The sequence below is a fragment of the Microbacterium sp. MYb54 genome (assembly GCF_002979515.1).
Classification (GTDB): Bacteria; Actinomycetota; Actinomycetes; order Actinomycetales; family Microbacteriaceae; genus Microbacterium.
In genome coordinates this window covers 1-19059 of sequence record NZ_PCPA01000028.1, presented here as the reverse complement: position 1 = coordinate 19059, position 19059 = coordinate 1, and the positions used below count along the sequence as shown (strand labels likewise).

General features: G+C 65.4%; 13 protein-coding genes. 9 read left to right on the top strand and 4 right to left on the bottom strand.

Annotated features, from left to right (window positions below; genetic code table 11):
• Window positions 1-19 precede the first annotated feature (19 nt).
• Both CQ040_RS21205 and CQ040_RS18750 read right to left on the bottom strand, forming a co-directional pair.
• On the bottom strand, window positions 20-1549 hold the full coding sequence (locus CQ040_RS21205) for a DUF320 domain-containing protein (protein WP_146113956.1): 1530 nt from the start codon (window positions 1547-1549) through the stop codon (window positions 20-22).
• Between the two features lie 102 nt (window positions 1550-1651).
• On the bottom strand, window positions 1652-2656 hold the full coding sequence (locus CQ040_RS18750) for a hypothetical protein (protein WP_105528285.1): 1005 nt from the start codon (window positions 2654-2656) through the stop codon (window positions 1652-1654).
• Between the two features lie 545 nt (window positions 2657-3201).
• Between CQ040_RS18750 and dnaB the strand changes: the two genes are divergently transcribed.
• The 3 genes from dnaB (at window position 3202) to CQ040_RS18735 (ending at window position 7708) form a co-directional block, all read left to right on the top strand.
• A complete protein-coding gene (gene dnaB, locus CQ040_RS18745) occupies window positions 3202-4575 on the top strand; it encodes a replicative DNA helicase (RefSeq protein ID WP_028501110.1) in 1374 nt (457 codons plus the stop codon).
• Window positions 4576-4690: 115 nt separating this feature from the next.
• Window positions 4691-5740: a S66 peptidase family protein gene (locus CQ040_RS18740; protein ID WP_105528284.1), complete on the top strand. Its 1050-nt coding sequence runs from the start codon at window positions 4691-4693 to the stop codon at window positions 5738-5740.
• Between the two features lie 1239 nt (window positions 5741-6979).
• Window positions 6980-7708, top strand: a complete 729-nt coding sequence (locus CQ040_RS18735; protein ID WP_146113955.1) for a PaaX domain-containing protein, C- domain protein — start codon at window positions 6980-6982, stop codon at window positions 7706-7708.
• A 162-nt stretch (window positions 7709-7870) separates the two neighbouring features.
• On the opposite strand, the gene CQ040_RS18730 is transcribed toward CQ040_RS18735, so the two are convergent.
• Both CQ040_RS18730 and CQ040_RS18725 read right to left on the bottom strand, forming a co-directional pair.
• Window positions 7871-9661: a DUF5979 domain-containing protein gene (locus tag CQ040_RS18730; RefSeq protein WP_146113954.1), complete on the bottom strand. Its 1791-nt coding sequence runs from the start codon at window positions 9659-9661 to the stop codon at window positions 7871-7873.
• Between the two features lie 183 nt (window positions 9662-9844).
• Window positions 9845-11182 carry an alpha-L-fucosidase gene (locus CQ040_RS18725; protein ID WP_105528281.1) on the bottom strand — a complete coding sequence of 446 codons (1338 nt, stop codon included), beginning with the start codon at window positions 11180-11182 and terminating at the stop codon, window positions 9845-9847.
• Between the two features lie 181 nt (window positions 11183-11363).
• Here CQ040_RS18725 and CQ040_RS18720 point away from each other — a divergent pair, with 181 nt between their 5' ends.
• From CQ040_RS18720 to CQ040_RS18695, 6 genes are all read left to right on the top strand, one after another.
• On the top strand, window positions 11364-12635 hold the full coding sequence (locus CQ040_RS18720; RefSeq protein WP_105528280.1) for an ABC transporter substrate-binding protein: 1272 nt from the start codon (window positions 11364-11366) through the stop codon (window positions 12633-12635).
• A 62-nt stretch (window positions 12636-12697) separates the two neighbouring features.
• Window positions 12698-13573 carry a carbohydrate ABC transporter permease gene (locus CQ040_RS18715; RefSeq protein WP_105528279.1) on the top strand — a complete coding sequence of 292 codons (876 nt, stop codon included), beginning with the start codon at window positions 12698-12700 and terminating at the stop codon, window positions 13571-13573.
• A 4-nt stretch (window positions 13574-13577) separates the two neighbouring features.
• A complete protein-coding gene (locus tag CQ040_RS18710) occupies window positions 13578-14447 on the top strand; it encodes a carbohydrate ABC transporter permease (protein WP_105528278.1) in 870 nt (289 codons plus the stop codon).
• Window positions 14448-14548: 101 nt separating this feature from the next.
• Window positions 14549-16879 (top strand): carbohydrate binding domain-containing protein, encoded by a 2331-nt coding sequence (locus CQ040_RS18705; RefSeq protein ID WP_146113953.1) that lies wholly within the window; start codon window positions 14549-14551, stop codon window positions 16877-16879.
• Window positions 16880-17079: 200 nt separating this feature from the next.
• Complete coding sequence (locus tag CQ040_RS18700; protein WP_105528276.1) at window positions 17080-17721, top strand: hypothetical protein; 642 nt, start codon at window positions 17080-17082, stop codon at window positions 17719-17721.
• 100 nt (window positions 17722-17821) lie between these two features.
• Window positions 17822-18850, top strand: a complete 1029-nt coding sequence (locus tag CQ040_RS18695) for a LacI family DNA-binding transcriptional regulator (RefSeq protein ID WP_181157036.1) — start codon at window positions 17822-17824, stop codon at window positions 18848-18850.
• Window positions 18851-19059: the final 209 nt, after the last annotated feature.

The window sequence follows — 19059 nt, the reverse complement described above, 5'->3', positions numbered from 1 at the left end:
CGCACCGCCGGCGTCATCGCTACGCCGTCAGCCGGCGACGTCGCAGGAGTCCCGCACCTCCGAGAAGGATCAGGACGGCGGCGAGTGTGATCAGTCCGACCGGCGATGTGCCGCCGGTCATCGCGAGCCCTGATGCCTGACCGGTCGTCGCTGCGCCAGAGGCGAAGGCGGCTTCGGTCGTGCGGACAGGGTTCGTGCTCGGGTTGGTGCCGGTTCCCGGGTTGGTGCCGGGGTCGGTCCCGGGGTTGGTTCCCGGGTCGGTGCCGGGGTCGGTCCCGGGGTCGGTCCCCGGGTTCGTTCCCGTGCCGGGGTCGGTCACCGTCGCCTCGCCGATCACCGAGATGGCGTTTCCGCCGAGCGTGATCGGAAGGCTGATCGGCAGCGCCAGCTGGGTGCCGCCGAGGATGCCGCCGGCTCCCGTGGTGGTGCTGCCGCTGCCAGCCGGTGCGGCCGGCGTGGTGGTGGTGCCGCCGGTGCGGGTGACGGTGGCGTCATCGAGCAGCGAGATCGCGTTGCCGGTCACGCCCACGGGGGCTGTGACGGGTGCGGTGATCTGGGTGCCGCCGAGGACGCTGTCGGTTCCCGTGGTGGTGCCACCTCCGGTGGCCGGTGCGGCCGGTGCGGAGGTGGTGCCGCCGGCGCCGGTCGTGGCGCTGTCACCGAGCAGCGAGATCGCGTTCCCCGACACCGTCACCGGTGCCGTGACGGGAGCAGTGGCCTGCGTGCCGCCGAGGATCGCGTCGTCGCCCGAAGTGCCCGCCGCGGTGGCGGGAGCGGATGAGCCGGTACCGCCGGCAGTGCCGGCTCGGGTCGAGCTCGTGTCACCGAGCAGCGAGATCGCGTTGCCGGACACGGTCACGGGTGCCGTGATCGGAGCGATCACCTGGGTCCCGCTGCCGATTCCGTCATCGCCGGAGGTCGCTGCGCCGACGGGTGCGGAGGATGCCGGTGCTGCGGCTCCCTGCCCTGCCGGAGCGGTGCTCTCGGTGTCGCCGAGCAGCGACACGGCGTTGCCCGTGACGGTGATCGGTGCGTTGACCGCGAGCAGCGCCTGGGTGCCCGAGAGCACTCCATCCAGGCCGTTCGTGGTCACGAGGGGCGCCCCGGCCGGTGTCCCGGCCTGGGGAGCCGGGCTCTGGGGAGTCGCGGCCGGGGCGCTGGTCGTTGACGTGTCGAGCACGCTCACGGCGTTGTTCGACACGGTGACGGGAAGATTCACGGTCACTGCGGCCTGAGTACCGGATGCCGTGCCTGAATCGCCACTGGTGGTGGCGGCCGGCGCCGGAGCTGGGGCGGGAGCAGGAGCCGGAGCCGGTGCAGGTGCCGGAGCGGGTGCAGGGGCCGGTGCCGAAGCGACGGCATCGCCCACTACCGAGATCGCGTTGTTCACGATCGAGAGTGGCGCGGTGATCGCGGTCTCTGCCTGTGTGCCGGAGAGCAGTCCGTCGTCTCCGGTCGTCTCAGCCGCGTTCGCGGCCGTCGCGCCGAGGAGCGTGATGCCCCCGGCGATGAGCGCGCCCCATAGGGCTCGCTTGATGAAAGTGCGCATGATCGTTCTCCTGACTAGGTGGATCGTCTGAAGGGTGCGCGCGATCAAAGTGCGCGCGCAGCACGGCTTCTGTCGTTCCCGGGGGAACGACGTGACGATCCGTCAGTCAGGAGAGACGTCGGTGTCGGCGACCGGCGATGAGGGAAGCTCGTCGTCGGAGGCCACGGATGTCCGCTCACCAGCACGGAGCGGAGAAGAGTTCACGTCGCTGAGACGCGCGTGGCCAGCGCCGTTGCCTCCGCCGGAACCGGCAGAGGATGACGCGGGAACGGTGGCACCAGGCGGGCTCCCTGACGGAGGGCCGGTGGGCACAGGAGTGGTGTCGTCGACGGCTCGGGTCGCACCGATCGTGGTGGAGAGCGCGATCGACGACGGACTTCCGGCCGAGGACGCGGGCGTCGGTGATACCGGTGGCGTCGCCGCGGTGTTCTCGGTCGTGATGATGAGGGTGGTCGTCTTCACCGCAGGCTCGGCGACGCTCCCGGAACCTTCACCGGGTTCGGGTGTCGTCGACGTCGTCGGGTCGAGGGCTTCGAGCACTGGCGGGACCGTCTCGTTCGTGACGTTCCCGAGAAGGGCGGTGGTGTCGTCGACCACACCGACGACGTCATCCACAGCGGAGATCAGCCCGAGGTCGGAGACGAGTCCGCCGACCACTGGGATGCCTGCCACGGTGTCGAGAATCGGATCGGTGATCTGCGAGACCGGAGAGCCGGTCAGCGCGTCGGTCACGGGTGTGACGACCGCCGTCGCGGTCTCTGTGACGGTGTGAACCACGGGCGTGACCGCCGGTCCGACGACCGGGGCGTTCACGACCGGCTGCGTCACGGTGGTGACCACGGCGGGGACGGCCTGCTGCACGGGCGCGACCACCTGGGTGACGACGGGGGCGACGACCTGCGTGACGATGGGGGCGACGGGGGCCGTGACGGCTGTAACCGTGTTGCTGACGAGCGACGTGAGCCCGTCGAGCGGCCCATCTTCCTGTTCGTCGGCGTGCGCGGATCCGCCTGCGAGGAGGACTGTGAGCGTCGCCCAGGCGAGAACGCCGATGGCACCCCAGAAGGCGACGGCAGGAACGCCGTGTCGGGTGGCCCGAACGTCCACGTCTACCTCCCCCTCAGAAGGCAACGTACGTCGACGCAGATGCATCGATTGCGGGTGACGATACTCGCGCGCGGGGTTCCTGTCTAGGGGGTTCTCCGCGCGTTTCCGGGGATGTCGGGGTGTGACGCGCCCGGAGAAATCTCGGCTTGACTTTCCCCAGGTTCTACACATCCCCCTCCCGGGAGAGGCAACCTTCAAGGCTCGATTTAAACTGATTCTCATCCACAGGCTGGGGAGACAGGAAAAGCCAGGTCAAGGCTCATAAAAAAGTTTGGTTTCGCGGTCCTCCACGGGGTTATCCACACCCGTTCTGCACAGACACTCCGGCTTTGTCCGCACGCTCTCCACAGAGTTATCCACAGGCCGTGTTGCATGTGGAAACAGTCGCTCGTAGCGTGGGCGAGCGACCGAATGTCGGAGGCACCTGTTTTGCTGCGCAGGGTGACGTCACGGCCGAGAGCCATAAGAGGCCCAGCCGTCGAAACGCCTCATCGAAACGCCTCATCAGAACATCGCATCGGAAACGTCGCATCGAAGGGAAGACTGTGTCGATCGCCGACATCTCAGAGGAGCGCGCGGGTGGGAAGCGCGGCCCGGAGCGCACGCCTCCCCACGACCTTCTCGCCGAGCAGAGCGCACTGGGCGGAATGCTCCTGTCGAAAGACGCCGTCGCCGATGTGATCGAGACGCTCAAGGGCGCCGACTTCTACATTCCGAAGCACGAGTTGATCTTCGAGGCGATCCTCTCGCTCTACTCGCATGGCGAGCCGACCGACGTGGTCGCCGTCACCGATGAGCTCATCAAGACCGGCGAGCTCGGCAGGGCGGGTGGCGCCGACTACCTGCACACCCTCACCTCGATCGTCCCGACCGCGGCCAACGCCGGCTACTACGCGGGCATCGTCTCCGAGCGCGCGATCCTCCGCCGCCTCGTCGACGCCGGCACCCGCATCGTGCAGCTCGGTTACGCGGGCGAGGGCGATGCGACCGACATCGTCAACAACGCCCAGGCCGAGATCTACTCGATCACCGGATCCGAGACCGCGGAAGACTACGTTCCGCTGCAGATCGCCGTCGACGCCGCGCTCGAGGAGATCGAGGCGGCCAGCGGCCGTGACGGATCGATGACCGGTGTTCCGACGGGCTTCAAGGAGCTCGACGAACTCACCAACGGCCTGCACGGCGGTCAGATGATCGTCGTCGCCGCTCGACCTGCGATGGGTAAGTCGACGCTCGCGCTCGACTTCGCGCGCTCGGCATCCATCGGCCACAACATCCCCTCGGTCTTCTTCTCGCTCGAGATGGGCAAGAGCGAGATCGCGATGCGTCTGCTCAGTGCCGAGGGCCAGATCCCGCTGCAGAACATGCGCAAGGGAAACCTCGACCCGCGTGACTGGACCACCGTCGCCGCGACCCGTGGCCGCATCAACGACGCGCCGCTCTACATCGATGACAGCCCCAACATGACGCTGGTCGAGATCCGTGCAAAGTGCCGTCGACTCAAGCAGCGCGAGGGCCTGCGCATGGTCATCATCGACTATCTGCAGCTGATGACCTCGGGCAAGCGCGTCGAGTCGCGACAGCAAGAGGTCTCGGAGTTCTCGCGAAGCCTCAAGCTCATCGCCAAAGAACTCCAGGTCCCGGTCATCGCCCTGTCGCAACTGAACCGTGGTCCCGAGCAGCGCACCGACAAGAAGCCCGCGATCAGCGACCTGCGTGAGTCCGGCTCGATCGAGCAGGACGCCGACATGGTCATCCTGCTGCACCGCGACTCGGTCTACGACAAGGACGTGCGTCCGGGCGAGGCCGACCTGATCGTCGCCAAGCACCGTAACGGTCCGACCGCCACGATCACCGTCGCGTTCCAGGGTCACTACTCGCGCTTCATGGACATGGCTCCCGGCGGCGACTTCAACTGAGTGTAAGTTCCGCGTGAAGATGGCAAGATCCACCGCTACTTGTCAGTCACTTGGCAGTACTGCCAAGCGCTCAAGTTCATTGATCCGGGTCTTAGTGGTCTGGTCTAATCGGTGAATGGTCACGAGGTGGTTTGAAGCCGTCCCCAAAGCACGTCCCGGTGACCGTGTCGCCGTGATCTCGCCGGCATCCGCCGCTCCAGCGATCTCACCCGCACTGCACGAGCAGGCGATGCGACGTCTGACCGAGGCGACGGGGCTGATCCCGGTCGAGTACCCGACTACGCGTCAGTTGGCTGCGAGTGCGGAGGCCCGAGCCGCCGACGTGACCGCGGCGTTCGCCGACCCGGATATTCGGGCTGTGCTGGCGACAATCGGTGGCGATGACCAGGTGACGGTGGTTCCGCACGTCGATGCCGGCGTGCTCGTGGCGAACCCGAAGCCGTTCGTCGGCTACAGCGACAACACGAACCTGCACAACATGCTCTGGAATCTCGGCGTGCCGAGCTTCTACGGCGGATCCACTCAGGTGCATCTCGGGCCCGGCCCGCACCTCGACGACGTCCACCTGCGGTCGCTGCGCGCTGCCCTGCTCGACGGCGGCACGCTCGAGCTCACCGAACCCGGCGAGTCCGAGGACTTCGGGCATCCATGGGACGATCCCCGCGCCCTGACGGAATTCGGCGCGCGCGAGGCCACTGAAGCATGGACCTGGGCTGGTCCAGGAGCTGCCGTGTCGGGGAGGAGCTGGGGCGGTTGCATCGAAGTCGTCGACCAGATCGCCGTCGCCGGTCGAATGCCCGCTCTGAGCGACTTGGAGGGCACGATCCTGCTGCTGGAGACCGGCGGACAGGCACCGCCCGCAGTTCATGTCAAGCGCTGGGTGCGCGCCCTGGGCGAGCGCGGAGTGTTCGACGTCGTCGCCGGTGTGCTCGTCGCCCGACCTCCGGTCAGTGGACTTGGCGCACTCGTGCCGCCCGCCGCCGAGCGTGCGCGACTGCGAGCCGCCCAGCGGGAAACGATCATCGAACAGGTCGCCCGGTATAACCCCGCCGCGGTCGTGTGCGTGGGCGTGCCTTTCGGACACACCCGTCCGCAGTGGATCATTCCGCACGGTGGTACCGTCACCCTCGACGGAACGAACCGGACCGTCGTGGGGGAATACTAGTTCCGGTCGATCGTCCTCGTCATCCTGGGCGAGGTGATCGCACGTTCTGGTGACGTGTAGGAGTCCGCCATCTCGCATGGAATCCCGGCTGCGATACCGTTGCCAACTGCCGCGGAATCGCGCCCTTCCCCTGTCATCCCGGGCAGGAACCTACACTGATCGAATCTCGGTTGTGAGCGACAGCCTGACCGCGCGCGGCCGTAACCGGGGGCTCGAACTCAGGTGCTTGTGCAGCAGCCCGCTCTCACGCACCGGGAAGCGGGCTCCGTTGCGCACGTGCCCGTTTGGAGCCCGGGCATTCCTCCACTCCGGGTAGAGGAGAAGGTGGCCTCCTGGGCCTGACCCATGGCTAGGATGTCACGACCTCTTTGGGCCGCTGGGGCGCGTTGCGGTTCTGAACGGCAGATGTATCTGTCGCCCATCGGTTGTACGCGGTGAAGCGTCCCCGCATCCCGACCTTCAAGCGGGTATGGCTGCCTAGCGACGCGCGTCGTTCGTTCCGGCGCTCGTGGCGTCAGCTCCGCGACGCCGTGCCCGCGACGACGCGGAAGAGCAGAGGTGTTACATATTTCTACTAGTTGTCTGAACTTTGTTACACTAGTGCGTGAGGCCCACGGTTGTGTTCATCCAACACCAGTTTCGTGATGACCTTGCCTGCGGTTGCCGGGGTGTGGGGGTGCTTGGTGGCCGCGTAGTTGCGATGTGGGCGAGGTTTCGGGGGAGATGATGACGGTGCGCACGGGGTGCGATGCCCGGATGCCGCGGAGCTGCTTGCTGTGGGGGCGGCGGTGGGGATCGTTGATCCCACAGCAACATGGCAGGACGGTTCTTCGAGGAATCGTGAGATAGATCCCCGGAGCCATGGCAGGTGCTGCCCATTCCCCGCAGCACTACCGCCCGCGCTCCGGGCTCGACGTAGCGGACGCATTCGTGCGCTGAGCTGCGTCGAGCGGGATCGCCGAGTTCCCTCCCCGGCCTCGGCGATCCCGGCCCCGGATTGTTTCCTTGGGTGATGGTCAGCGTCTATGCCTTGATCTGGCTCTGTAGTTGTCGAGCATGTCGCGGTCCGAGGCGCCGCGTCGCAGTGGGCAGCCCGTATCATGGCGTTCGAAGAGTTGCAGGGATAGGTCTTCATGCGCTGGGCTGAAGTGCTGAGCGGCATGTGGATGATGCTGACGTATGGGAGAGGCGCGGTTCAGTGGGAGAGGCGCTCTCGTCGAACGTGCAGAATGGACGAGCATGGCGCGCCGCGTAGAGGACGTCGTACCCTCGCTTTCCGCGCGTTCTGTCTTATTGAGCCTGCTGTTCTGTGCTCGGCCTCCTGCGTTGTCTTTGAAAGCGATCCTGCGGGCGGGCGAACTCGTCGACGTCTCGCCCGCCACGATGCGGGTTGCAATCTCGCGCGCAGTTGCCACCGGCGATATCGATGTAGTCGACTCGCTCTACACTCTCGCCGGGCGGCACCTTGTGCGTTATCGGAACATCGGTGAGCACATCCGCCCCGCGACGAAGCCTTCTCGCGGACAATGGCGGGTCGTTGTCCTGACCGAGCGGGGTCGTACCGCGGCTGAGCGGACCGCGACGCGTCGGGCGCTGAAGCGGTCGAGGTTCGGCGAGCTGCGCGAGGGTGTCTGGCTGCGTCCCGATAACCTGCGTGACTCCGACCTGGAGATCAGCACGGAGTTCGAGTCCTTTCTCACGGAGCCGGCTGATCCCGGGGCGCTTCTTCGGCGGATCTGGGATGTCGACGAGTGGGCTGACGTTACCCGGGCTGTTGTCGAGCAGGTTCGCTCAGGGCCCGAGATCACCTTCGAACGATTCCGCGCCACGGTCGCCGCGGTACGTCTTCTGACCGAAGATCTCGCCGCTCCCCTCGAACTGCTGCCAGAGAATTGGCCGGGAGCGGATGTTCGGGCTGCCTACGAAGAGTTTCGGGCGAACATGGCCGCGAAGATGGCTTCCTCGTGACGGGCGATGCCATTGGACGACGGAAGGGTGCCGGATCATGGGGAGAATCCGACACCCTTCGAGCGGTCCGTGCACGTGAACCGCTCCCTTCCGTCGGCAGAAGGCCGGGAAGTCTGGCGAGTCTATTACAGTTTCGCTTCAGCCGATAGGAGAATGTTCAATTTAGGGCGCGCTTGGATTTCGGCGTGCTCGGCGGAGCGCAGCTCCGGCGAGCACGAGCAGAAGCCCCGCGGATGCCGGGATGGCCATTTTGCTCCCGCCTGTGGTTGCCAGGCTGCCGGCGGCAGGGGGGACCACGGCGGCTGGGGCAGCCGTGGGTGCGGGGGCATGGGGCACTGCGGGAAGCACAGTGTCATTCGTGACGGTCGAAGTCGCGGTCTCTGTGCTATCGATCGTGAACGTTGCTGGGGAGATCGTCGCCGTTCCCCAGGTGAAGCCTGGGTAGACCGGCGGCGTGAGTTCTGTCAGCGTGACTGATGCCGTCACGGGAAGCGGCGGGGAGGACACGGTCTCTCCGGAGGCGGGAAGCTCGAGGGAGCCGGAACCTGCCGGGAAGCCGGGCCCTTCCGGGTAGGAGTAGAGAAGGGTGAACGTGGCGTCATCGGGAACGAGGCCGGCGGCACCCCCTGTGATCACCTTCGAGGCTTCGAACGCACCAGTTGCGAGCTCGGACTCGTTCGTCAGTGTGACGTCGGTTTGCGTTCCTCCGAGGAGCGCGAAGTTGTTGACGGAGAACGTGTGCCCGATCCACGAGATGCTGGGCGGTGCCGCCGGGTCGTTCTCGATGAGCTGGACGGTGGAGTCCCGGGGGAAGTCGGGACTCGTCCACGTCGCGCCGTTCGCGACCGAGAAAGTGCCATTCTGGGTGGTGGAGTCCGGGAGAGTGATCGTGTAACTGCCGGTGTAGGTGAGATCTTCAACGAGCGCGGCAGGACCGTTCACCGACTTGGTGATGGCGAAGCGTCCTACGCTTTCGCCGATCCCTGTGCCGCCCCCGCCTTGTCGGACGACGGTCGCGTTGATTTCGACAGGCTCGTCACCTCCGACTGTGACTTCTGCGGAGTTGCCGTAGGTGCCGAGGGTGCCGCCATCGAGGACCTGCGTGACGATGTGCAGCTCGTAGTAAAAGCCCTGTCGCGTGGTGAATGACACCGTCGTGTTGTCGGGGGAGATGGTGAGGTCAGCGGAGGGCAGCGGATGCCAGTTCCCCGGTGACTGGCTTCCCAACTCGCTCGTTACGATTTCGTTGGTGGCCATCACTTCGATGACGGCGGGGGCCTCGTTGAGGATCAGCTGCTGCGGGCCCAGGATGTCGACGATCGTCACCAGCTGCCCACCGGCCATGCCCGATGCGGGAACGGCCGGCTTGATGTACCAGTCGATCTGGTTGGCGTCGCGGTTGTAGAAGCCTTCCTTGATCGTGTCACGACCGGGGAACGCGCAGTTCTCTGTGCAGAGGTCCGGGGAGGGGGTCACGGTCACGACCGCGGTGACGTCGCCGAAGTCGTAGGTCGTCGCGGTGTTCTCGCGCACGGAGGTGGTGACGTTTGCCCAGAACTCGAAGGTTCCGCTGAGCCCGAGCGGATTTTCTGCGATGTAGGTCGAGTCGATGTCGCACACGACCTGGGTGGCGGTCACGACGCAGGTTCCCATGGTCTCTCCGCCTGGAGCGTCGAGCGTGAAGCTATCGGTCAGCCCCTGCAAGCCGGAGGGGAGGTCGACGACGAAGCCCGCGGGGGCTGAGGGATTGTCAGGTAGCGACCAGCTGCCAGCGAGCCGGGCTTCTCGCCCTGACACGACCTCGGATTCGGTGAACTGGATGGAATTCACCGACGCGGTGGTCGCATACGGGGGTGCTGCCGCTGCAGGGGTGGCCGCACCGAGAGCGAGGCCTGCGGCCCCGAGTATGGCAGCGATCGTTCGGGCGAGCACAGCGTGGACTTTCCTCTTCACGAGAGTCTCCTGGGTATGGGCGCGTCCTGAGTGCAGGGCGCAGCAGAGGTCATGCGAGGGGAAGCTGTCGTCGGTGCGAACAAGGCCTCGCCTGCGCGGGCGATCTTCGGGGCGTCGGGCCCCCGGTGGCTGAATATAACAGTTTTGAATCGAGTGAATCAATAATGTAATTCACCAAGAGGATCAGAAGCGCGGCGGCGGCGAGCCGTTCGGCCGGAACCGCACTCGGACGACGGGAAGGGGTCCCGCAGGCCGAGTCGGGGGAATTGTGATGAGGAGGTTGCCCACCGGATCATCGTTCCGGGCGTGCGCAGGATCGACGATGGCGCGGAAGGGGAGTTCCTCCCCGGTCGTCAGGAGCTCCACCCCGAGCACAGAACGGGGCCGAATGCCGCGCACGGTGGTGGTCTCGTCCGGCCAGGCGATGAGGTGAAGGTACAGATCGTCGCCGTTCGTCGTCGTCGGTCCGTAGAACTGCCAGGGTTCGAGCCCTGGTCGAGCACCGATCACGCTGTCGCGGTGTGTGCGCATCCAGCCGGCGATCTCGTGAAGCGTCGTCTCTTCTTCCGGCGGTAGAGCGCCGGTGCTGCTCGGCCCCACGTTCAGGAGGAGCGAGCCGCCGTTGGCGACGCAGTCGACGAGTGTCCGGATCAGATGCGCGGGGGTCTTGTAGTCATGGTCGTCCGGATCCCATCCCCACGTGTTGTTCATGGTGATGCACGCCTCCCACGCGTCGCCGAGAATCTCTGCGGGGAGTGACTGCTCTGGCGTCACGTAGTCGCCGACACCGGGCAGGCGGTCGTTGAGGACGATGGCCGGCTGATGGGACCGAATGTGCGCTTCCAGATCCGCGCTGTCCCATTCCTCCTCCGTGCGTTCCCACCCTCCGTCGAACCACAGCAGGTCGATGCGCCCATAGTTGGTGAGCAGTTCGGTGAGTTCCGCCTTCATCCCTTCGCGATAGGCGGACCACTTCGTGGGCGTCGTGCGCGGATACTCCTCGAACGCGTACGGCGCGAACTCCGCCCGCCAGGCGGGGTAATCCGGATCTGACCAGTCAGACACCGAGTAGTAGAACCCGATGCGCAGTCCCGCGTCACGGAAGGCGTCCACGTATTCGCGGACGAGATCACCTCCGCGTGCACCGTAGGGCGAAGTGGAGATGTTCAGCGGCGTCGCCTCGCTCGGCCATGCCGCCCAGCCCGAGTGGTGCTTCGTCGTGAACACGGCGTATTGCATTCCCGCCGCCTTCGCTGCGGACGCGATCGCGCGGGGATCCCACTCCCGAGGGTCGAACCTGTCGGCGTCCCTCAGATAGTCGACGCCCTGTTGCGCATGCACCCCCGAGCCGTCATCGCTGGTGAGCCCTACCATCGGCCAGGACAAGTCCACTCCGAGCTGGCTCGCCTGATCGAAATGGATGAAAAGTCCGAACGAGGTGGAGCGGAACCAGTCCAGACGGGGATGGGGGGAGGAGATCTCGGCGGCCGTAGCCGGAGTGGGATGCGCGGCGATCGTCATCTGCTTTCTCTTCGTTCGGGGGCATCGGCAGCCGGGACACTTGCGGATGCTGGTCGCTTGACAACGCGACGCGCATCAACCTACACTCGCCAGCAGTACAAGGCAACCGGTTGCCTAACTCGTCTTCCCTGGCGCTGAGGCAACCGAGTACTTCCTTCCTGTCCCGACGAGGAGCCCTTCAATGAAGAAGTCACAGCGACACATCATCCGTTCCACCACTGCCATCACCATCGCGGTGACGGCAGTGGTTCTCGCCGGGTGCTCATCCGGCGGGGCATCCACGACGACCGAAGACGGGCAGACCGTCCTGAAGGTGTACGGGTGGAAGGGGAGCGAAGGTGAGCCGGCGAACGTCGCCGAGATCAACGCGGCCTTCGAGAAGGCCAACCCCGACATCAAGCTCGAGTTCGAGGCGGTTCCCGCGAACGAGGCGTATTCGCAGCGTGTGCAACCCGAGCTGTTGGCGGGCAACGCCGCCGACGTGATCATGCTGGACAGCAACCTCCTCGCGACGTGGGGGAAATCCGGATACCTCGCGGATCAGTCCTCTGCGGAATGGGCCGACGACATCATCCCCGAGGTCGAGAGCTTCGCGACCTACGACGATGCGGTGCTCGGCATGCCCATGGAGGCCATCGGCGTCGGCCTGTACTCGAACACGGATCTGCTCAGCGAGGTGGGGGTGAATGAAGTTCCGACCGATTGGGACGGATTCGTCGACGCGCTCACGAAGCTGAAGGCAGCCGGACACGATCCCATCACCCTTCCGGACAAGGCCGGGTGGACGGGAGCGATGGCGTTGCTGAACGCTGCGGCCACGACCGTCGACAAGGGCTGGGACGAAGAGTTCTACCAGGGCGATGCCAGCTTCTCGGACTGGAGGCCGGCCGTCGAGCAACTGCTCGATCTGCAGGAGCAGGGCTTCATCGATTGGAAGACCGAGCTCGGCGAAGACGAATGGTCGCAGGGGGCAGACGACTTCGCAGCCGGCGACACGGGCTTCTGGCTCCAGGGCGCCTGGAACCTCGGCGGCGTCACCGAGGCCGGAATCAACAGTCAGTTCACGGCGTGGCCCGGCGGAGAGGCGGGGAGCGACCCCAACGAGCTGCTGTTCGTCGGCACGATGTGGGGTGTGAACGAGGCGTCTCCGGTCAAGGATGCTGCAGCGAAATACGTGGACTTCTGGTCCCAGCCGGAGAACCTCGATCTGTTCCTCCAGGCGGAGAACGCGATCTCTCCGTTCGAATCGGGTACAAGCCCGAAGAGCGACGCGACGGGCGAGTTCCTCGCATCCTATGAAGCCGGGAACTATCGGTTCATGCAGACGAATACGTGGATGGCAGGCGACGTGCAGACGCAGATGGGTTCTCGCCTGCAGGCCCTTTTCCTCGACGAGATCACGGTCGACGAGTTCCTCGACGAGATGGACGGGATCGCGAAGAAGGCGGAGTAGCCCCGTTCCTGGTGCGGTCGCCATCTCCCCGGCGGCCGCACCGCTCCTGCTGAAGGTATGTCATGATCTCCAAACGTCCCCTCGTCGCTCTCGGGTTCCTCCTTCCTGCGCTCGTCGTCTACGGGCTGCTCATCCTCTACCCCCTGGTGAACGGGCTCTGGCTCAGCTTCACGGACAGCAGCGGGGGTCCTCGGGCGGACTTCGTCGGTCTCGAACAGTACTTGCGGCTGTTCACCGACGGGGAGGTGATCCGCGCGGTCGGCACGACCGTCGTCTACGCGGTCATCGTCGTCGTCTTCCAGAACCTCTTCGGGTTGCTTCTGGCCCGAGCGCTCTACAACCGGCCGCGGATCCGCAAGCCGGTCAGCGTCCTCATCCTCATGCCGACGCTCGTCGCCCCGGTTATGGCGTCCTTTATCTTCTCCTACCTTTACGCGCCCGACGGCACGATCAATGAAGTGCTTCGCACCCTCGGGCTCGACTCCCTCACTCGCATCTGGCTGGGCGAGACGGGCACTGCCCTGGGTGCGGTGGCGCTGGTCAACATCTGGATGTTCGCCGGCTACTCCGCGGCGATCTTCCTCGCCGGCTACCTCGCGTTGCCCGCCGATGTTCTGGAAGCAGCCGACCTCGATGGTGCGACGGGGTTCCGCAGGTTCCGCACGATCGAATGGCCTCTTCTCGCCCCTTCGCTCACGGTGAACGTCACTCTCTCTCTGATCGGCTCGCTCAAGGTGTTCGAGTTCCCGTTCGTCCTGACCAACGGCGGGCCGGCCGGATCCACCACGACACTCACCCTCCTCGTCTACCGCAAGGTTTTCGGCGGGGCGGGCGAGTTCGCCTACGGGGTGACGATCGCCGTCCTCCTGCTCGTCATCGTCGTGGTGCTCAGCAGCGTCGCCACGTCCATTCTGCGCATGCGCGAGAAAAGGATCTGAGTTCATGACCGCATCGCTCCCCGCCCCGACCCGGTCACGCGACCACCGTCTCTGGAACGCGGGCAAACGCCGGCTCGGCGACTTCGGACTCATCGTCGGTGTCGCGTTGCTCCTCATCCCCTTCGCCTTCGCGGTGCTCACCGCGATCCGTCCGGCCGCTGACGTATCAGCGAATCCGCTGGGGTGGCCGGAGCACCTGACCATCGACAACGTCGTGGATGCGTTCCTGCGCATCAACTACGCGCAGAGCGTCGCCAACACCCTGATAATCCTGGTGAGCTCATGTGTGCTGACTGTCGCCTTCGGCGCCATGGCCAGTTACCCCCTGAGCCGGATCGGGCGCTCCTGGACGAACACCATGTACCGCGTGTTCATCATCGGCACGACCATTCCGATCTACGTGCTCATCGCGCCGCTGTACCTTATGGTTCGAGATCTGCACATCCTGGGGACGCACCTCAGCGTCATCCTCATTTACACGGCTATGAACCTGCCGATCGCCGTGTTCTTCTACACCAGCTTCATGCGCCAGGTTCCGACGGAACTCGAGGAGGCTGCCGCGATCGATGGTGCGGGTCCTCTTCGCATCTTCTTCGTCGTGATATTCCCGCTACTGGCACCCGTGACCGCGACCCTGGTGACGTTCATCAGCCTCGTCGTGTGGAACGACCTGATCGTTCCCCTCGTGTTTCTCCAGGGTGAGCAGAACCGCACGATCATGGCGAATGCGTATGCCCTGATCGACCCGAACACCGTGGAGCCGACGACGCTGTTCCCGGCGGCGCTCCTCGGCGTCCTGCCCCTGGTCCTGGTGTTCAGCTTCCTGCAGCGCTATGTCGTCGCCGGCATGTCGGCGGGTGCCGTGAAGTCCTGATCCCGGTCGGAGCATCCGCTCGCGATCGCCTGAAGAAGGGAAGTGCAATGATGCATTCTGCTCCACCCTCCGTCGCTGTAGTGCGACACAAGACAGGCCGCTTGAGGGCGGCGCTCACGGCTGCCGTCGGAGTGGCTGTGGCGTTCAGCTCCTTGACGGGGCTCGGCGCGTCGCCCGCACGCGCAGCCGACACCGCATACTTCGTCGATTGCGGGGCGCCGACGAACGGCACCGGCACACAGAACAATCCGTGGAACTCGCTCGCCGCGATCCACGCCCCCGGTGGCGCGTTCGGCGCCGGGGACGCCATCAGGCTCAAAGCCGGGACGAGCTGTACCGGATCGTTCGCGGCAGCGGGAAGCGGAACAGCCGCGAAACCCATCACCCTGACCAGCTACGGCACCGGCGCGAAGCCGATCATCAATGGCGGGGGCGCCGTCGAGGCACCTGTCATCGTGCGGGATGTCAGCTACTGGACGGTCGACGGACTGGAACTGACGAACATCGCTGCGGCCGAGGGCAAGCGAAGCGGTGTTCTCGTGGAGAACACCGGCAATGTCAAACGATCCGGCATCACCATCAAGAACCTCGATGTTCACGACGTCACGGGGCGTTCGGATAGAAACGCCAGCGACCGCTACGTCTCGGCCGGCATCCAAGTGCGCCTCCCGGCGAAGTCCAGCGGACTCACGGGCTACTTCGACGGCGTCACGATCGAGAACAATGCGGTCCGGGATGTGAAGTCGATGGGAATCGCCGTCGTCGGCTCACCCAACGGCGACGACACCATCAACCACAACCGCAACGTCGTCATCAGAGGCAACTCGGTGTATCGCGCGGCCGCCGACTCGATCCTCATCGGCGTCTCGATCGACCCCCTCGTCGAACGCAACGTGAGCTACGACGCCGGATACGACGCGGTCAACCGTGGCGCGATAGCCGGCATCTGGGCCTACACGAGCGCCAACCCGGTGTTCCAGTTCAATGAATCGGCTCGCACGCAACCAGGGCCGGACTCCATGGGGTGGGACTGCGACTGGGGCATCACCGGTTCGTGCACCTACCAGTACAACTACAGCCATGAGAACACCGGTGGTTTCTATCTCGAGTGCCTGACCTGCTTCGGCCCGGCGCAGACCGATATCCCCCGACTGATCGTTCGATACAACGTGTCCCAGGGCGAGGGGTTCATCAACTCGGCTAACGGAAACGTCAAGCTGGAGATGTACAACAACACCCTCTACAACCCGGACCGCCCGTTCGACATCCGCCTTCCCGCGAACTCGCTGATCGCCAACAACATCTTTGTCGGCTCGGGCCTGACGCGATTCGACACCGACCGGGGGATCACCGTCGACCGCAACGTCTACCACGGGTTCAACGGCCCGACCGCGGATGCCAACGCCATCAATGCGGACCCACTGCTCGCCGACCCGGGAACGGGCCGCGACGGTCTCCACACCGTCGACGGGTACAAGTTGACCGCCGGATCGCCGGCTATTTCGGCGGGTCGCATCATCTCCGGAAACGGAGGTCGCGACTACTGGGGCAACGTGGTGTCGGCGACGACGGCTCCGAACATCGGCGCCTACTCCGGTCCCGTCGTGGCGAAGGCGGCCCGCGCCGGCGCGCTGGTCGGCAACGGAGGCTTCGAAGACGGCCTGACCGGCTGGACATCGTATGGAACGGTGTCGGTGACCAGTTCAAACGCGCATGGAGGGACGAAGGCGCTGTCTGTCACTGGAGGTGCGGCAGAACGGGTCGTCACCGGCCTTCAGCCGAGCACGACCTACGTGCTTTCCGGGTGGGGCAAGTCGGCGACGACCACGAGCGGGCCGTACCTCGGCGTGAAGGAGTTCGGTGGCGGTGATCTCGCCGCGCAGTTCGCGAGTACCGGCTACACGCAGAAGACGGTGACGTTCACGACGGGGACGAGCGCGACGTCTGCGCGGATCTACTGCTATCAGCCCACGCAGACCGCATCGAACTGCGACGACATCGCTGTCGACCCGTTGCTGAAGAACGGCGGATTCGAGCAGGGCGTGCTCGGAGCATGGAAGCCGATCTGGGCGACGGACGACGACAACTTCGTCGTCGGACAGGGTGCCCAGAACGGCACATTCACGTTGCAGACGAACCTCAACGGCCACCGCGGAGTCGAACAGGTAGTCAACGGGCTGGTTCCCGGTGCGACCTACGAGCTCACGGGCTGGGCCCGGGTGGCGAAGCCGGGTGAGGAGGTGCGGATCGGGGTGTACGACTTCGGGAATCCCGAGCAGTACGGCGCCGTCACATCGGGAACCTGGACCAAGGTCACGGTCCCGTTCACCGTGGGAGCGTCGTCGACCACCGCGAAGGTCTACTGCCTCAAGGAGAACGGGCTCGACGTCGGCTTCTGCGACACGTTGAGCCTCGCTCGTGTAGGCGGATAGTCGTCGAGCTGTCGGGCGTTCGGACGGTCGGAGAATCGGTCGTTCGAACGCCCCACTCTCGGGCGGGAGCAGAAGCGGTGACGAGACGCGGATGGGTTGGAACAGTGAAACGACCGTATACGGCGGTGGGCATCGCCGTCTTCCTGGCGCTGGGGCTTTCCGCGTGCACTCCCGCACCACCGCCGCCATCGCCTCCGGAGGTGGCAGCGAACGACATCGCGATGACCGTCGAGGGAACGCCCGTTCATGCGGACGAGTTCCGGTACTGCGTCACTCAGGTTCGAGCGAGCGTCCTGGACACCGCGTCCAAGCGCGGATGGGTCGTAGACGAAGCCGCCCCGGTGCCGGACAACCCGGTCGGTGAGCTCTTCGTCGACCAGGGGGCTGCGCGTTGCATCGACGGGGTCATCCGTCGGCACGGTGCGGTCGCTCTCGACGTGATCGATGATGCGTCATTCGCGAGCTTGGTCGATCGGTGGAACGCCGACAACGAAGCCCGTCGGGCGGCTGCCGATGCCGGCGAGGTTCTCTACGGTCCGGTGGAGAAGTCGCTCGCGCAGTACGAGTTCCAGGAGATGTCCGATGCGGCATCCGCGCAGGAGAAGGCGGACGCCGTCGCGTTGACGGGCGATCCGGTCGCCTTGGATGAGGCTGTCCGCGCTCGACCGGAGGTAGCGGAAGGTCTGGACATGTCCGTTGCCGAAGACCGCATGATCGCCGCGCAGATCCTCGCGCGCGAGACGTTCGAATCCACGCATGCAGGAGCGATCGCCGACGCCGAAGTGACGATGAACGACGCTTGGGTGTCTCTGTTGACGATCTCCGATCTGATGGAGCCCTGAGCAACGGGGCAGGCGGCGACGGCTAGTGGGATTCTGAGAGGATGAGGATGAGGATGAGGATGAGGATGAGGAGGAGTCGGGAGGGAGAGCGATGAGGCCAGTGACATTGAAGGACGTGGCGGAAGAGTCGGGTGTCTCCGTGCCCACGGTCTCGCGCGTGCTCAACGGCGGCGGACATGTATCGGTCGAGACGCGGCAGCGTATCCATGAGGCCGCGCGGCGACTCGACTTCCGGCCCAACGCACTCGCGCAGTCGTTCGCGTTGGGGCGCAGCTTCACGGTCGGGGTTCTCGCTCAGAAGGCATCGGGCAACTTCTCGACGCCGGTCATCACGGGCATCATCGCAGAGCTCAGCAAGCATGACGTCGCCGTGCTCGTCTACGACGACGAGGACAATGCTGCCGCCCGGCCGGAGAACCTGCGCACGTTGCAGGCTCGTCGTGTCGACGGGATCATCGTGGTGGGTGACGGTACGGATGTTCCTTTCCCGTCGATATCGGAATCGTTCCAGACGCCGGTGATCCACGTGTTCGGGCTGTCGGACAACCCAGAGGACACGTGCTTCCTTCCTGACGACGTGCAGGCGGGTCGGCTGGCTGCTGCGCACCTCCTCGGTCGGGGGAAGATGCGGATCGCGCACGTGACGGCGATGGCGTATTCGCGGGCGGTCCAGGATCGTCTGAGCGGGTTTCGCGACGAACTCGCTGACGCCGGCACCGAGCTCGCATTGTCGGGGCCCCTGTTCGGGGACTGGACGATCCCGTGGGGCTACCGAGCGGGTCTCGAGCTTCTCGACCGGTTGGGTGAGTTCGACGCCGTGTTCTGCGGCAACGACTACATCGCGCTGGGCGTCACCCGTGCCTTCGAGCAGGCGGGGGTCCGGGTTCCTGACGACATCGCGCTGGTCGGCTACGACAACTGGTCGAAATACAGCGGGAGCCCCGATCGATTCCTCACATCGGTCGACCCCCAGCTGAACAACCTCGGCAGAGTGGCGGCCGATGCGCTGCTGGCGGATGATGCCACGGCGCGGCAGCCGGGCGTCAGCTATCAGCCCTGCGTCCTCGTCCCGGGTATGTCGTCGGGAGAGATCGCCTTCGACGGACTGGGTGCGATCGCGCTTCAGTGAAGGCTGAGCGCGGAATCGATGCCAACGGCTGTGGAATCATGGCGCGCAGCCTTCTTGCCGGGATTCCAAGAAGCAAACCGATGGCGAAGGCAGTCGCAGCTCGAGGCGGCTCACGCGTCGAGGGTGCCTAGCGCGGAGGTCGTCGAGCGATGTTTGAGGTAGGGGTCTGCGAGCTCGCGAACCTCGACGCTCAATTCCGCGGGGATACC

Excerpts from the sequence above, each read along its gene's own strand:
- CQ040_RS21205 (WP_146113956.1), bottom strand. The coding sequence starts at position 1,549 with ATGCGCACTTTCATCAAGCGAGCCCTATGGGGCGCGCTCATCGCCGGG.
- CQ040_RS18740 (WP_105528284.1), top strand. The coding sequence starts at position 4,691 with ATGGTCACGAGGTGGTTTGAAGCCGTCCCCAAAGCACGTCCCGGTGAC.
- CQ040_RS18735 (WP_146113955.1), top strand. The coding sequence starts at position 6,980 with ATGGCGCGCCGCGTAGAGGACGTCGTACCCTCGCTTTCCGCGCGTTCT.
- CQ040_RS18725 (WP_105528281.1), bottom strand. The coding sequence starts at position 11,182 with ATGACGATCGCCGCGCATCCCACTCCGGCTACGGCCGCCGAGATCTCC.
- CQ040_RS18720 (WP_105528280.1), top strand. The coding sequence starts at position 11,364 with ATGAAGAAGTCACAGCGACACATCATCCGTTCCACCACTGCCATCACC.
- CQ040_RS18715 (WP_105528279.1), top strand. The coding sequence starts at position 12,698 with ATGATCTCCAAACGTCCCCTCGTCGCTCTCGGGTTCCTCCTTCCTGCG.
- CQ040_RS18710 (WP_105528278.1), top strand. The coding sequence starts at position 13,578 with ATGACCGCATCGCTCCCCGCCCCGACCCGGTCACGCGACCACCGTCTC.